Here is a 15,300-nt window from a genome sequence, read left to right on the forward strand (position 1 = left end):
GTCCAATACCAATTTTATAAACACGTACTCAAATCTTGGTTGCTGTGCGTTACGCTTGGATAGGCATTCAGCTCGTTGCTCTCAATTTTTCCGCCTCAGACGTGAGGGGGCAAACCGGAAAACTTTTTACCGTCGGTTCCGAGCTGTCGAGTAGCATGGTGATAGATATCCACCAGGATCGAAGCGGTTACATCTGGATTGCAACCGAAGATGGGTTGAATAAGTTCGATGGAACCAATTTTACGATATATAAGCAGAACCCGCAGGAAGCGAATTCGATGCTGAATAACATCGTACGTGTCATTTCCGAAGATGCTTATGGCAAAATGTATATCGGCTACATAAACGGGCTGCAATATCACGATCCGGCGACTAAGGAGTTTCATACCATTCCGTTCATCCTGCAAGGAGGCATCACCATTGATGCTCACGTGATGACCATATGCCAGCGTAAAAACGGGCAGTTGCTGGTGGGGACGTCCGGATACGGGTTGTTTGAAGTTTTGTTTGACCAGGGGCGGTGGTATTGCAGCCAGGTTGCCGTGGGGATTCCCAGTGACATGATCATTAAGATCGTTGAAGATACCAAGGAGCGGCTTTGGGTATCCACCGAGGATCAAGGGCTTTTCCTGTTGGAGGGCAACACTTCCAAAAACTACTTTGCGTCAAAAGAAGTACAGAACAATGTCATCTCGAGCATCGTGGAGGATGAACACGGAGGCCTGTGGGTGGGCAGTCTCAACAATGGCCTGTTCAAATACGATGCGTCGGCCGACACCTTTTGCCGGACGCCAAGCTGTGATGATGCAGATCTGCCCATTTCGGATTTAATCGTCAGTGCAGCAAACACGATATACGTGGCTACCGATGGACGGGGCGTGAAATATGTTGACCCGGCGGTAGGGGAGTTGGTAGACTTAGACCTTCCCATCGCTACATTCAACCACGCAAAATCGAAAATGAAATCGATTCTGGAAGACCGCGATGGTAATATCTGGATGGGGCTGTACCAGAAAGGGGTCTTCATGATGCCGGCTCATAAACACCGTTTCGGTTATATCGGTTACAAATCGATAAACAAAAACCTCATCGGTAGCAACAGCGTCATGGCTATATGGGAAGACCGGCGGGGCGAACTTTGGGTGGGCAGCGACAACGACGGTTTGTACCGGGTCGGTCCCGGCCTCACAACCAGCAAGCACTACGCAAACGAAGGTCAGGCTCCCGGTACAATCATGGCCATTTTCGAAGATTCCAAGGGGCATCTTTGGGTGGGGTCTTACCTTGAAGGGTTGGCCAGGTTTGACCGTGAATCCGGACGGTTTAGTTATCCTGTGATACTAAAAGACAAAAAGAACGCGAATGTACAGCGGGTTTTCCGCATCGCTGAGGATGCCTACCAACGGCTCTGGCTTGCGACGATGGGGTCCGGATTATTCCGACTGGATCTCCATTCTTACGAAGTGAAGCGCTATGCCACGGAAGAGAAAACAAAGTTCAAACCCCAAAGCAACTGTATACCCAATGACTGGATAAACTGCGTGTCGGTATCTCGTGACAACAAATTGTATTTTGGTACCTATGATGGGCTGGGGTGTCTGGATTTGGAAACCGAAAGTTTTGTGTCGGTATTCGGGAGAAACCGACTCTTCGGCGACGTTGTCATCTATGCGTTGTACGACGATGACCAAGGAAACCTTTGGTTGGGCACGTCTAAAGGGTTAAAGCGATTGAAAATACCCTCCCTGGAGGTTTCGGAGTTTGGTGTGGAGGATGGCCTCCCGAGCAATATCGTCTGGTCTGTCGAAGGCGACCGGCACGGCGACATCTGGCTGAGCACCAATCGGGGCATAAGCAAGTTGGATGTACGCCGAAAGCAGTTTCTGAATTTTCATGCTGGCGATGGCCTGCAAGGCGATGAGTTTATGCGGGGCGTATCGTTGAAAAGCAGCGATGGAAAACTATTTTTCGGCGGGCTGCATGGCATCAGTTATTTTAATCCAGATGAGATCCATATTCAGCGCAAGGTGCTGGCCGTACAGGTAGTCGATCTGTACATTCATGGCAAAGCAGTGCGAAAAGGAATGAAATCAGGTCGATTCAATATCATTGACACGGCTATCAACCAGGCATCTGCGTTTCACCTGGCGCATCACGACAATTCGTTTACTATCGAGTTTTCGACGATGGATTTCAGCGATTCCGAACGGGTTGTTTTCCAGTATTCGATGAATGGCAATGCATGGATATCGTTACCAACTTCCAGCAATCGAATCACGTTTGACAACCTCATGTCAGGCACACACCGCCTGCTTGTGCGGGCAACCGCTGCAAACGCGAGTTCGGACATCAAAGCGGTCACCCTTGTCATACACCCCGTCTGGTACTTGTCGGCATCCGCTAAGGCATGTTACATCGTCCTTGCCTTGTTGCTGGGATATGGTATCCTCACGGCGGTGAAGAGCCGGAGACGTATTCGCCACCAAATGCGGGCCCACCGGCGGAAAGAAGAAATCAACGAAGCGAAACTGCAGCTGTTTGTCAATATCGCACATGAAATCCGTACACCATTGACCCTGATCGCCAGTCCGTTGAAACGGTTAAAACACATGGACAGCCATCCGGAAGGCGGGTATCTTTACCGGATTATGGACCGGAATGTGCGTCGCATGCTGGATTTGGTCAACCAGATGCTGGACGTTCAAAAAATCGAAAAGGGTTTGATGACGTTGAAGTGTACGCAGATAGACATGGTCCGGTACACCCAGGAAGTATGCGCGTTGTTTGAGGAAGAGTTTTCGGCCAAAGCGATTCACTTCTCGATAAAACTGCCGGACCAAGCCTGTTTTGCCCGTATCGATCCGCGAAATTTTGATAAGGTGCTGGTCAATGTGCTTTCCAATGCTTGCCGGTTTACGCCCTCCGGTGGTTGGATAGCCGTTGAGCTCTGCCGGACGGGGCATGACCGATCCGGAGAGCTGCTGACCCTCTCGGTGGCGGATTCCGGTCCGCAGATTAATGAGCAAGATATTGATCGGATTTTTGACTGTTTTTACCAATCAGACACCCATCGCGATCATAACAATAGCGGTACCGGTATTGGATTGTATCTGGCCAAACAGTTGATAGCGCTGCACGGCGGAACTATCCGGGCAGAAAATTTAAAAGAAGGCGGTTGCAGGTTTGTCATCACGATGCCCTTGGCCAAATCGGGGGAGGTGCTCAACGATGGGCTTGCCCAAGTATCAAGAAAACTAACAGAACCGTATATAGCGCCGGTGGCGCCCGCGCCGCCCCGTTTGAAGAACGGGAAGCCAAAACGTGTGCTGGTCGTGGATGACGATTCGGATATCGTGGCGTACCTCACCAAGTCGCTTTCGCATGCCTTTGCTGTGTCTGCTTATTCCGATGGCCTGTCGGCCTACAAGCACATTCTGTCGGAGCCGCCAGATCTGGTCATAAGCGACGTCATGATGCCGGAGCTGGACGGGTTCTCGTTATGCGAAAAAATAAGGAACAATCCGAATATCAGCCATATACCAATCATCCTGCTTACCGCCAAGGCCCAAGAGGCGGACAACTTGGACGGTCTTGAACGAGGGGCGGACGCCTACATGACCAAGCCGTTCAATACGGAGCTCTTGCTAAAAGCAATAACGTCAATCATAAAAAACCGAGAGCTTATCCGCAAAAGCGAACGCGAGCAGCGCTTCCAGGAGGAGTATATCCCGGCGTTGTCCATAAAGAGCGCCGATGAAAAACTACTAGAAAAAATACACCAGCTGATCGAACATAATCTCAATAATCCGTTGCTCAGTGTGGAGATGATTTCTGCTGAAATCGGCATCAGCAGGGTACATCTTCATCGGAAGCTGAAGCAACTGACCAACATGACCACGCGCGATCTGGTCCGAAATATCCGGCTGAAGCAAGCCGCCCGATTGATTGAAAAAAAAGGCTTGTCAGTTTCCGAGGTAGCCTATGCCGTCGGCTATTCAGATTTAAGCAACTTCTCATTATCCTTCAAGCAAATGTACGGTGTTTCGCCCACGGCTTACGCCGCCCAGAAAACCGGAAAATAGATTGACGGACACAACGACCTGCTCCCCATTTTTTGTCCGCAAAATTAGCCGGATCGCCGTGGCCGGCACTGGGCATTTGTTTCATAAGCTTATTCCTATGTTACATGCATACGGATATTGATGAGGATCCATGTACATTCGTTGCAAACGAGCATATTATAAACCAATAAAGTTATTGCACGATGTTTTGGAGTAAAGGACCTTCACCTGGTTTGCGTACCGCGATATGCTGTCGGATTCCGAAGGGAATCCGTACGGTCGAACCACCATAACATAGCCAACCCGCACAGCAATTATTAAACTAACAATCCATAAATCTAGAAATGATATGATCAAAAAAATGAAACGCTTAAGGTTTTTTATCCTCAATGCAATATTGGTCTCTGTAATGCCAACGATGGCACAACAACGCCATGTCGTTGGTGTGGTCACCGATTCCCAGACCCATGCACCTATAGAGGGTGCCGCGGTCAAAGTATTGGATACCCAACTGGGTACTTCTACAGACGCTGAAGGCCGTTTTGTCTTGCCGAACGTTCCCAATGGTGCGACGCTCGAAATTAGCTCCGTCGGATTTATTCCCAAGCAGGTATCCGTTCCCCCGGCCGGAGAATTGGCCATCAGCCTGGAAGCGGCCGTCGACCAGCTGGAAGAAGTGGTCGTGGTAGGCTACGGCACCCAAAAGCGTGCTACGGTGACCGGCGCCGTAAGTTCGATTCAAGGAGACGATATTGCCCAGATACCGGCTCCGAATGTTTCGCATTCCATTGCCGGGCGCCTGCCGGGTGTCAGTATGCGCCCCAACGGTGGCCAGCCCGGTTCGGACGATCCGGACATCCATATCCGGGGTATCGTTACCACCGGTGCGAATCAACCACTGATCGTCGTAGACGGCGTCAGGCGCGACAACATCAGGCAGATAGACCCTGCGGCTATCGAGTCCGTCACGATTCTGAAAGATGCCGCTGCCGTGGCCCCCTTCGGGATAGGTGGTGCAAACGGCGTCATCATGATTACAACAAAAAAAGGGCGCACAGGAAAGCCCACCATTCATTTAGGTACGTCGTACGGATTCCAAAATCCGACCTATTTGCCCGATATGTTGGACGCCCGGGATTACATGGCTTTGCAGAATGAAGCCTATTACAGCCAAACGCCAAATGGCACAAGCCCACCTTTTGACCCCGATTTTGTAAATAACTATCATGCTTTGCATCAGGAGAATCCCTGGCAATACCCCAACTCCAATTTCCTGGAGCTGTTCAATAAGAACACACCTGTACAAAGCCATAATCTCGACTTAAGTGGCGGCACGGAGCATGTTACGTACCGGGCCGGGTTAGGGTATTTTGATCAGCAAGGGTTATTTGACAAGGTAAGTTATCGCCGATACAATTACAATGTCAATCTCGAATCCAACGTGACGCCAACGACAAAAGTGGGCTTGGGTATCCACGGATCAGTAGAACGCACCAATGATTTGGATGCAGACGCACAAACCTCCGGCCAGCTATTTCGTTCGTTCTACAAATATTTGCCAACGCAAAGTCTCACCTATCCAGGAACAGATTATTGGGGGGAGTCGTCTGCCAACACGCCGGTGGGCGTATTGCGATCGGATGGATATGACCGCAGGGATCTGAATACGCTGCTGGGTTCGTTTTTCGTCGAACAGCAGATTGTCGATGGGCTGAGCGTAAAAGGGGTATTCAGTTACGATCCCAGCCAGACGAATGTCAAATCCTTTCATGTACCTTTCAAATACCACGTAATCAACTTAAATACGTCGCCGTACACGTATACCGAAGCCGTCTCCCTGCAAGAAGGTACCGGAAGGCCTTATACCTGGTTGGGGTTGGAAAACAGACGGCGTACCAATTACACCTACCAAGGGTTTATCAACTACGATAGGGCGTTTGGCGATCATCAACTTACCGGCTTGTTGGTAGCCGAGGCACGGAATTATACCGAAAACTGGTTTACCGCCCGGCGGAATAATTTCAGCCTCCAAATCGATGAGCTCGGCTTGGGCAGTTCCAACCGGATGGATTTCGAGAACGACGGTTTGTCCGCCACCGGCAGCGAGATCGGATACGTTTATCGGGTAGGTTACTCGTACAAGCAGCGGTATATTGTTGAAGCAGCCGGAAGATACGACGGCCATTATTATTTCGCGCCGGGCAGAAGATGGGGGTACTTCCCGTCATTTTCGGGCGCCTGGCGGATTTCCGAAGAACAATTCTTCGAACCCTTGAAGGGATGGCTGAGCGAATTCAAGTTGCGCGGGTCTTGGGGCAAGGCCGGTATGCTTGCCGGAGAGGCATTCCAGTACCTCACCGGATACAGCTTGCGCGGCAATGCCTACGCGTTCGGTAGCGGTTCATTGGTACAGGGGTCGAGTGCCATCCGCGAAGCAAACCCCAATATTACCTGGGAAGTCTCGACGAAGTCCAACATTGGTTTTGATGCGTTGCTGTGGAATGGGACCGTCAATGTCGAGTTCGACTATTTTACCGAACAACGAACCGGCATGCTGCTGGCCCCGCAGGTTACGCTGCCGGTAGAATATGGCTTAAGCCTGTCCGAAGAAAATAAGGGCGAAATGGCCAATAGAGGGTTCGAAATCAATGCCGGTATCCGTAGGCAGCCTTCGGCTTCCTTTGGTTGGTCGCTTTCGGGGAATGCCAGTTTCGCCCGGAATCGCATGATTGAAGTCTTTCAGACCGACGCCGAACGTGATAATCCCAATAGGACCCGGGTCGGCCGTCCGTTTGGAACCCCCTACGGTTACAAATCATTGGGACTGTTCAGTACACAGGACGACATCAACGGCGATGGGATCATTGACGAGGCAGATGGCTACAATGTCCGCCAGTTTGGCGTATTGCGCCCCGGCGACATCCGTTATGCCGATCTCAGCGGCCCTGACGGGGTGCCCGATGGCGTAATTGATAACCACGATCTCACCGTGATCGGCTACCCTGTATATCCCCAATGGACATTTGGGCTTATGCCTTCCGCCAATTGGAAGGGTGTCGACCTGTCGTTGTTTTTTCAGGGATCGGCCAACTCCAGTGTCAATTTACGCCAGTTTATGACCGTACCTTTTGAAAATAACGGCAGCAATACCGGATATGAATATTTCAACAACCGTTGGACACCCGACAATCAAGCAGCAAAGTATCCGCGTGCCACACCGTCGCCTCAATCCAATAATGTCCAAGATTCGGACTTCTGGTTGGTAAATTCCAGTTACCTGCGGTTAAAGACCTTGACGTTGGGCTACACATTGCCTGATCGGGCAAGGCAGTGGTTGGGCGGAGGGGGCCTGCGCGTGTATCTGGTGTCCAATAATCTGTTGACATTCAGTAAAATCAAGCATATTGACCCCGAACTGGGCTACGATGACCGTGAAACCGCGTATCCTGTCATCAAATCAACCACGTTCGGATTGGAGCTGACCTTCTAACTTATAGCATAAGGAAATTATGAAAACTAGGAATTTAATCTGGAGTATGTTGATGGTTGTGTTTTATGGATGCAGTCAGCAGGATTTTCTTGAGAACGAAAACAAAGCCAATTTAACAGACGAAACCCAATGGGCATCGGAAGGGAATGCCGATATTTTTCTTAACGATTGCTACAGCGAGATACCGTTGAAGTGGAATTTTGCCGAAAACCTCGATTATTATTCTGATGATTACAACATCAGCCATTATTACACCGCTTCCAACTGGCGGCAAGGCATCTGCCTGGTGCCCGGAGAAAGTACGACAAACGAATGGGGGGGCACCCATGGGCCTACCTATGGTTATACCTGGGCCTCATTTTTCACCAAAATACGGAAGCTCAATACGTTCATCCAAAAAGTGACCGAGAACCGAGCAAATTTTTCGGAAGACTATGCGAATCAACGGATCGACGAAGCCCGGTTTTTACGGGCATTTTTCTACAGCGAATATTTCATGCATGTTGGCGGCTTACCGATCATTACCGAGCCGCTGGATAGGAATACGATGAGCCAGGAAGAACTCCAGCGGCCACGAGCGACCTTTGAAGAGACATTCTTGTTTATCACAAACGAGCTGGAACAGGTCGTGAACAACGGTTTCCTTGCGATCAAATATGGAAAAAGCGATCCGGATGCGGGAAGGGCGACACTCGGGGCGGCATTGGCCCTGAAAGGATGGATAGAACTTTTTGCAGCAAGCCCATTGTTCAATACGGCGGCGCCGTATTTGCCCGATCCTGGCCGGGTCGTTCATTTCGGCAACCACGATCCAACCAGGTGGGCGGTAGCCGCCGCTACCAATCGGCAGTTTATTGAACGGTTCGGTGCCGCCGGGCCTTATGGGCTGTTCGGCGATTTGCCAAACCTGTGGCGGGAAGCCAATGAGTATAATGAAGAAGTGATCTGGGATCGGCAGGTCGTCGCGAACGTTCCGGGGTTGGGCTCAAACTACGAACGCCGGGGTGGCCCCACCTACGTACTTGGCGAATACATGACCTGGGGCAATTACAACCCTACCCAGGAGCTGGTTGATCAATTCAGCATGGCCAACGGGCTGCCGATTTCGGCACCTGGTTCAGGATACGATCCGCAAAATCCGTACGTCAACAGGGAAAAGCGATTCTATGACTTTATTGTATACGATGGTGCACCATACAAGCTCGACTGGATGCCAGAGGAAGACATCATCTATACCCGTATCGATTTGACCCATCCCAACCCCGATCGGTCAAATCAGATCGACCTGGCCGGCAACACGGATATCGGAGACTCCGGGTATTACCAGAAGAAAAAGCTCAACCCCGATGCGCCCCCTGGCGATGATATGAGCGGGCAAAACTATGTTTTTTACCGATACGCCGAGGTGCTCCTCAATTATGCCGAGGCACAAAATGAAGCCTTCGGTCCGGACCAATCGGTATATGACGCTATCAATCAAGTCAGGCAGCGGTCAGACCTTTCGGCATTGCAACCTGGGCTTTCCCAAACGCAGATGCGTGAGGTTATCCACCGCGAGCGGCGGGTGGAGTTGTGCTTCGAGGATAAACGGTATTTCGACAATAAACGGTTGGCACAGGGTCCGGAGACGATGGGGAAACCCCGGCACAATATGGTTATCCGTAATACGGTGCCCTCAAACAATTCGGGCACCTGGGTATACAATGTCGAAGTTGAGCGAAAATACACGGTCCGGTTTGAGCCGAAACAATATATGAGCCCGATTCCACAGAACGTCATTGATCAAAATCCCAAAATCACACAGAACCCCGGCTATTAAAGCCGGTTTTATGACCTCGCATGGGTATGTACATCACGCTTTGTTTCCATCGCAAAGCACCAGCACATCTCGCCCGGCGTTTATCTACACCCCTCCGGGTATGGAAAAGCAGCCGGGCGATACCCCGTGCTGTATTTGCAGCACGGTCCAATCGAAGCCCGTCGCCGGCCAAGACACGATCAGTTAAACAACTGCCGGCATTCCGAAGGCGAAAGGCGGGTCTCGTTTTTAAATGATCTGGCCATGCGCGGAAAACTGGTCCGGCTAAGGTATCCGCTCAGACTTCATGGCTGTGCTTGCTATATCCGTGAACGCCGTTAAAGCTGTCGATTTGGGGATATCATTCCGATAAATCAAATAGGTCTCCATTATGCCGAACGCTTTGGGTAACGGAAAGGTTCTGATTTTTCTATCGCGATAAAAGGTAGACACAATTTCCCGGGGCAAAAAGCTGAAGCCGATGCCTGATGCTATAAAGTTGATAACCCCTTCTATGGAATTCATCACTGTCTTGTGGTAATTGGAAATCCCGTTAAAAACCAGCCAGTTCTCCAGTCTCGATCTGAATACGCAGCCCTGGTCAAAGACAATCGCTTTTAGCGGTGTTTGCGATAAGATGCCATTTAAGTCAGGGCAGCTGTCAGGCCCTACGGCAACGATTTCTTCCTCCTTAACCCGTATTTGCGCTAACTCAGGATGATTCAGCGGTGCGGGCACAAATGCGGCATCCAATCTATAGTTAAGCACATCATTTACCAACACGTCTTTCATCGCTGACTTGAATTCCAAATCTACAAACGGATAGCGATTTGCCAGCTCATTCACCAGTTCAGGACCTTTGACAACCAACATGGTCTCCAGAAAACCTACTTTAATCAGACCTTTAACCGTTTCCTTTTCGCCAAGCCGCTCTTTGGCCTCTTCGATGAGGCGGTTAATCTGTTTGCTATATCGCAGCAGTGTTTCTCCCGCACCGGTCAATTTCACATTCCTTGAGGTCCGGCTGAAGAGCGCCGCGCCAAATTCCTCCTCGAGCTTTTTTATTCGCGCCGTTACGTTCGATTGCACGGTAAACATCTCTGCTGCGGCCTTGGTGAAACTTTCGTGAAATGCTACCGCTTCAAACAATTTCAGATCATTATCGCTCATAAATCATCATTTATGATTATTTGTATAAGTATAAATCATTTATAGCAATCAAATTTACGCTTTATATTTGAATAATCTCACAAAACTAATGCGTTATGACACATTCAAACACAAGAAATCCAAGCGCCGTCCACCATCGGTCCGTGCAGTTAAACGGCCTGGATATTTTTTACAGAGAAAGCGGTCCGGCAGACGCTCCCGTACTTTTATTGTTGCACGGTTATCCCACTTCATCGCACATGTTCCGCAACCTGATTCCGTTATTAAACGGGCGGTATCGTATCATTGCTCCGGACCTTCCCGGGTTCGGCTATTCGAGCGCTCCAAGCCACAAAACGTTCACCTATACCTTTGATCGTTTGGCGTCAGTCATGCAGGATTTTATTGAGCACCTTGAGTTGACGAAGTTTGCTATTTACGTATTTGATTACGGTGCGCCGACGGGGTATCGTTTGGCCATGTCCAATCCGGAGAAGATAACGGCCATTATTTCACAAAACGGAAATGCGTATGAAGAAGGGCTGGGCGAAGGATGGAAACCCATACAAGCATACTGGAAACACGATACGCAAGAAAACCGGGATGCATTACGAGGGTTCGTCACCTTAGCGGGCACCAAGTTCCAGTATTATACAGGCGTCCCTGACGAATCGCTGATCGCCCCGGAAGTAATTACGATGGATCAGTATTTTCTGGACCGCCCCGGATCGGACGAAATCCAGTTAGATCTTTTGCGGGATTATAAAAACAACGTGTTGCTGTACCCGAAATTTCAAGCCTATTTCAGCACATGGAAGCCCCGTCTGCTGGCCGTCTGGGGAAATAAGGATCCGTTTTTTCTGCCACCCGGCGCAGAAGCTTACAAACGTGACATTCCTGACGCCATTGTAAAATTTTATGATACCGGCCACTTTGCGCTGGAAACACATGCGGCAGAAATAGGCGCTGATATCTTAAAATTCCTGGATTCGTTGTCCTGATTTGCGATCGCCTAACGGTACAGGAAACTGAATGCTGCATTTCGAAGTGTGTTGTTTTATTTTTATTTAGAACGATTGTTCCAAATATGTAGATTTGCGGAACGTTCGTTCCAGAATGAAGGAGCATTTATTAATTCAAAAAAAAAAGCAAAAATGAGCAAACTAAAAGACAAAGTCGCAGTTGTAACAGGCGGCAGTTCAGGAATTGGCTACGCGGCCGCAAAAGAACTCGTCGCACAAGGCGCAAAGGTGGTGATTACCGGCCGCAATCAGGCCGCCATTGACCGAGCGGTGCAGGAGTTGGGCAGCCAAACCATCGGTATCCGCGCTGATGCCGCAAGTATAACCGATACGGAAAAACTGGTCGAGCAAGTAGCCACCCGTTTCGGTAAGGTTGATGTGCTATTCGTAAACGCCGGTGTCGCTTTGCAAGAGCCGATAGGGCAGATTTCGGCGCCCATCTTTGACGAACTCGTCGGCATCAATTTCAAAGGAGCCGTTTTCACAACCGAGAAGTTTATTCCCGTCATGAAAGACGGAGGGTCCATTATTCACATGACTTCGGTCAGTGCATTTACTTTTGCATATGGCACAGCCATATATTCCGCTACCAAAGCTGCACTTACGGTGTATAGCAAGTCTGCTTCCGTAGAGCTGGCAGACCGGAAAATCAGGGTGAATACCGTTGCCCCTGCGATGACGGAAACCCCCGCGATTCACAAGGGGCAATTTGCGGATGATGAGATTCACGCGCTTATTAAAAGCAAGTTTCCCTTCAAGCGTTACGGAACGCCCGAAGAAGTTGCCAAATTGGTTGCCTTCCTTGCATCCGATGACGCTTCTTTTATTTCAGGTGGTGAATTTACAGTTGACGGCGCAGCTTCCGTAAACACATTCCGGATATAAATTTTTTTGCCTATATTTGGAATGAACGTTCCGTAATTATATCTTTGTGAGGCAATTAATTGCCTCACAAAGATTTTTTTATGGCACGAACGAAAGTATTTGATCAGGATGTCATTTTAGAAAAAGCGATGCATGTCTTTTGGCAGAAAGGCTACAACGCTACCTCCGCCCAGGATTTGGTGGACAATCTGGGCATTAGCCGCTCAAGTTTGTATGACACCTTCGGCGACAAGCATTCGCTTTTTATAAAGGCGTTGCAGCGCTATCGCAAAGAACGCATAGACCCCGTTATAAAAGGATTGGATACAGCCGAAGACATAGAAGCTTACGTCAAATACATTTTCGAGACCGTAAAAGTCGAGGCTGTCGGCACAAGCCGGTCAAAGGGGTGCTTTATGGTCAATTCCGCGGTTGAGTTGGCCCCCGTTGACAGCGAGGTAGGGGCAATAGCCAATTCAATCATGCATGACACGGAGGAAGCGCTCTGCAAGGCGATAAAGAAGGGGCAGGACCGGGGCGTCTTTACAACAAAGTATCCCGCACGTTCAATGGCACGGTTTGTCTTCAATTCATTAAACGGATTCCGCGTAACCATGAAGTTTGATGGCAGCAAAAAAATGTTCGATGATATTGTCAATGTTTGCCTTTCGTTTTTGAAAAGCTGACGGTTATTGCGGCGTCATATCCCGGCGCAAAAGCGCGTGCTCCGCACATTTGTGCCGTTCTAAGCATCATTGAAAAACCTCCAATTCATATATGGAGTAGCCGACTTTCCCTGTCGCCCGCTGTTTCATGTCCAGCCTGATAAACCGTGCCTGCATGGGGCGGGGCATCACGATCGTTTCCAATGCTCCCGAACCAATGGTGGTTTGATGGCCACTATACCAGTTTTTGCCATCGGCAGACAGCATGATGTTATATGCTGCCGCATAGGAGGCCTCCCAAAGGATATTGATTTTGGTCAGCGGGTAAGTTTTCCGCAGATCCAGTGTCAGTGAAGCTTCCGCACCGGGTTTACTGGACCACCGGGTAGTGAGGTCACCGTCTATGATGTTGCGCGGGCCGAGCAGGCCGCTTTCATTCTCGGCCGCGGAGCCATCAATGGAATTGCCGTAGTAAGCGGCGATATTCCCGGAGCCGTCCTCGACAACCTGCAACACCATTTCCTTTTCAGTGACCAACCCTTTTTCGTTTTGTATAGCAACGGTGAAACGGGCGGTACCGGTGTCGCCATCCAGTGCCAGATCCAGGTGTTCTCCGTTGCGCTTCCCAAGTTTGAATAGGGTAGAAGGGTTTTCGATCCTATGAACGGAAACGCCGCCCCCCGCCAGGATTGATGCCGTAGGAGAGGTCAGGAAGCGCTCGTACTGCAGCGTCCTGTTTGAAATGGGCGGTATTGCCATCTGGTATATCAATGGGTAGCCGGTGAGCCATCGCACACCGTTTTTCAGCAATTCCTGATAGCCGGGATTACTTTTGGCGGTGGCATCATGACCGAGGGTGAGGCTCATGATCTTGCCACGCTTAAACGGGCGCCACCACATTACCGGGTGGTTCTCAGCTCTGGCAATCACGTCGATGTCAGGAGTGCTGGGCTGAAAAAAATACAGCTCATCCGTGATGTCGAAATCGCCGACAGACAGGGATATCGGATGCGGGCGGGATGCCCTGAAGGAATACGGATATCCCCAGAATTCATGGTTCGCCGTATGTACGCGGAATGTTTTCGGTTCGGCCGATGGCCCTCCGATGAAGATTCCCCCGATGAACTCCTCATACTTTTCCCAATTGAGGAAACTGAGGATGCCGCAATGAAGGGTGAGGAATGATTTGCCGTTTGCGACAAAGTCGTGGATTGCATCCAGCCCATCCGCATCCGGTGCCAAAAATAAAGAATTGCTTATCAATACGTCATACTGCGTTAAGTTTTCCGCATTCAGGTCGCTGAGTTCGGCTGTGCTGTCGATGTCTACGATACCGTCGAGGATTTCAATCACCTGGTCATTCTGGAACTCATGGACCCAGGGAGGATAATTCTCCTGGAGTTCGGGCATGTTCCCGTTACCGGTCAGCAACAATGCCTTGGGAAGCTGCTGTCCGGAAGTCATCGAAACGGAAAAGACGGCGGATAGTGCCGTGATAAGGCAACGCGACAGGTTGCCTATGGGCGTGTGGGCAATTGTCGCTACTATCCGTTTGGACACATCGTGTTTCATCGGTTAAATCCTTTTCATTGTGATGTCTTATTCTGTTGCAGCGAATTCCTTTTTCGCTCGTTGTAGCGCATCATCTTGTCCGTGGAGCCGCAGTATTGAGGGTTGCACCACCTGCGGCGCCCGTTCTTTGTTTCATCCAGAAACACCCATCCGCACCTGGGGCACTCCTTTATCCGTTCCAGCCCATGTTGCGTGAGCAGGTCGGCCAGCGAACGGATGGTTTTCCAGACCGGGGCGAGTAAGTCGTCGGGGGCTTCCGATTGATCCAGCACAAACCGGTCGCCGGTGTACAGCAGGCGCTGCTTGGACGAGCCCTCGGCCAGCAGCCGGTTCACGGCAGGCAGGAGGTTTGCTTGCTCCTCCTCGTCTTGCCGGGCGACCGCCGATATGAATCCATGCAATAAGCCCCGGATTTCCTTGATTTGGTGTAAGGCCCGCTCCGCTTCACCCGGTTGTTCAAGGGCCAGCCGGTTCAATACGTCCAGCCGTTCCGGACTGGATACTTCCAGTTTCCTGCACCAATCCAGGAAGTCGCCGTAACTTCCCAGATAGTCGTGCCGATCTGCCCTGGTCCAGTAGCTGACCGTATTCACGAAGTTGCAGCACAGGACAGAGCTGTCAATCGTCAGTGTCGCTATCGTTCTCTTTCTTGCCATGGTATGCTTATTCTAGGTTTATC

At 50.2% G+C, this 15,300-nt stretch carries 9 protein-coding genes; 6 read left to right on the forward strand and 3 right to left on the reverse strand.

All coding sequences use genetic code 11. The features are described 5' to 3' along the window. Positions 1-44: 44 nt before the first annotated feature. From JHJ32_RS06360 to JHJ32_RS06370, 3 genes are all read left to right on the forward strand, one after another. Positions 45-4,082: a two-component regulator propeller domain-containing protein gene (locus JHJ32_RS06360; RefSeq protein ID WP_200120356.1), complete on the forward strand. Its 4,038-nt coding sequence runs from the start codon at positions 45-47 to the stop codon at positions 4,080-4,082. Between the two features lie 340 nt (positions 4,083-4,422). Further along, the gene (locus JHJ32_RS06365) at positions 4,423-7,551 is read left to right on the forward strand and encodes a TonB-dependent receptor (protein ID WP_200120357.1); all 3,129 of its coding nucleotides are present in this window, start codon (positions 4,423-4,425) and stop codon (positions 7,549-7,551) included. Between the two features lie 19 nt (positions 7,552-7,570). Beyond that, positions 7,571-9,370 (forward strand): RagB/SusD family nutrient uptake outer membrane protein, encoded by a 1,800-nt coding sequence (locus tag JHJ32_RS06370; RefSeq protein WP_200120358.1) that lies wholly within the window; start codon positions 7,571-7,573, stop codon positions 9,368-9,370. A 264-nt stretch (positions 9,371-9,634) separates the two neighbouring features. Here the strand turns inward: JHJ32_RS06370 and JHJ32_RS06375 are convergent, their stop codons facing one another. Beyond that, positions 9,635-10,519: a LysR family transcriptional regulator gene (locus tag JHJ32_RS06375; protein ID WP_200120359.1), complete on the reverse strand. Its 885-nt coding sequence runs from the start codon at positions 10,517-10,519 to the stop codon at positions 9,635-9,637. Between the two features lie 95 nt (positions 10,520-10,614). Between JHJ32_RS06375 and JHJ32_RS06380 the strand changes: the two genes are divergently transcribed. The 3 genes from JHJ32_RS06380 (at position 10,615) to JHJ32_RS06390 (ending at position 13,070) form a co-directional block, all read left to right on the forward strand. Beyond that, positions 10,615-11,499: an alpha/beta fold hydrolase gene (locus tag JHJ32_RS06380; RefSeq protein WP_200120360.1), complete on the forward strand. Its 885-nt coding sequence runs from the start codon at positions 10,615-10,617 to the stop codon at positions 11,497-11,499. Between the two features lie 153 nt (positions 11,500-11,652). Continuing rightward, on the forward strand, positions 11,653-12,405 hold the full coding sequence (locus JHJ32_RS06385) for an SDR family NAD(P)-dependent oxidoreductase (RefSeq protein WP_200120361.1): 753 nt from the start codon (positions 11,653-11,655) through the stop codon (positions 12,403-12,405). An 80-nt stretch (positions 12,406-12,485) separates the two neighbouring features. Beyond that, positions 12,486-13,070 (forward strand): TetR/AcrR family transcriptional regulator, encoded by a 585-nt coding sequence (locus JHJ32_RS06390; protein WP_079716087.1) that lies wholly within the window; start codon positions 12,486-12,488, stop codon positions 13,068-13,070. Positions 13,071-13,136: 66 nt separating this feature from the next. Here JHJ32_RS06390 and JHJ32_RS06395 read toward each other — a convergent pair whose 3' ends face one another. Then, a complete protein-coding gene (locus tag JHJ32_RS06395) occupies positions 13,137-14,621 on the reverse strand; it encodes a ThuA domain-containing protein (protein ID WP_200120362.1) in 1,485 nt (494 codons plus the stop codon). 14 nt (positions 14,622-14,635) lie between these two features. After that, positions 14,636-15,277: an ABATE domain-containing protein gene (locus JHJ32_RS06400; RefSeq protein WP_200120363.1), complete on the reverse strand. Its 642-nt coding sequence runs from the start codon at positions 15,275-15,277 to the stop codon at positions 14,636-14,638. Positions 15,278-15,300: the final 23 nt, after the last annotated feature.

This window comes from Parapedobacter sp. ISTM3 (genome assembly GCF_016533505.1).
Taxonomy (GTDB): domain Bacteria; phylum Bacteroidota; class Bacteroidia; order Sphingobacteriales; family Sphingobacteriaceae; genus Parapedobacter; species Parapedobacter luteus.

Bases quoted from the DNA above. Each gene is read 5' to 3' on its own strand.
- JHJ32_RS06365 (WP_200120357.1), top strand. From the start codon at position 4,423: ATGAAACGCTTAAGGTTTTTTATCCTCAATGCAATATTGGTCTCTGTA.
- JHJ32_RS06370 (WP_200120358.1), top strand. From the start codon at position 7,571: ATGAAAACTAGGAATTTAATCTGGAGTATGTTGATGGTTGTGTTTTAT.
- JHJ32_RS06375 (WP_200120359.1), bottom strand. From the start codon at position 10,519: ATGAGCGATAATGATCTGAAATTGTTTGAAGCGGTAGCATTTCACGAA.
- JHJ32_RS06380 (WP_200120360.1), top strand. From the start codon at position 10,615: ATGACACATTCAAACACAAGAAATCCAAGCGCCGTCCACCATCGGTCC.
- JHJ32_RS06385 (WP_200120361.1), top strand. From the start codon at position 11,653: ATGAGCAAACTAAAAGACAAAGTCGCAGTTGTAACAGGCGGCAGTTCA.
- JHJ32_RS06390 (WP_079716087.1), top strand. From the start codon at position 12,486: ATGGCACGAACGAAAGTATTTGATCAGGATGTCATTTTAGAAAAAGCG.
- JHJ32_RS06395 (WP_200120362.1), bottom strand. From the start codon at position 14,621: ATGAAACACGATGTGTCCAAACGGATAGTAGCGACAATTGCCCACACG.
- JHJ32_RS06400 (WP_200120363.1), bottom strand. From the start codon at position 15,277: ATGGCAAGAAAGAGAACGATAGCGACACTGACGATTGACAGCTCTGTC.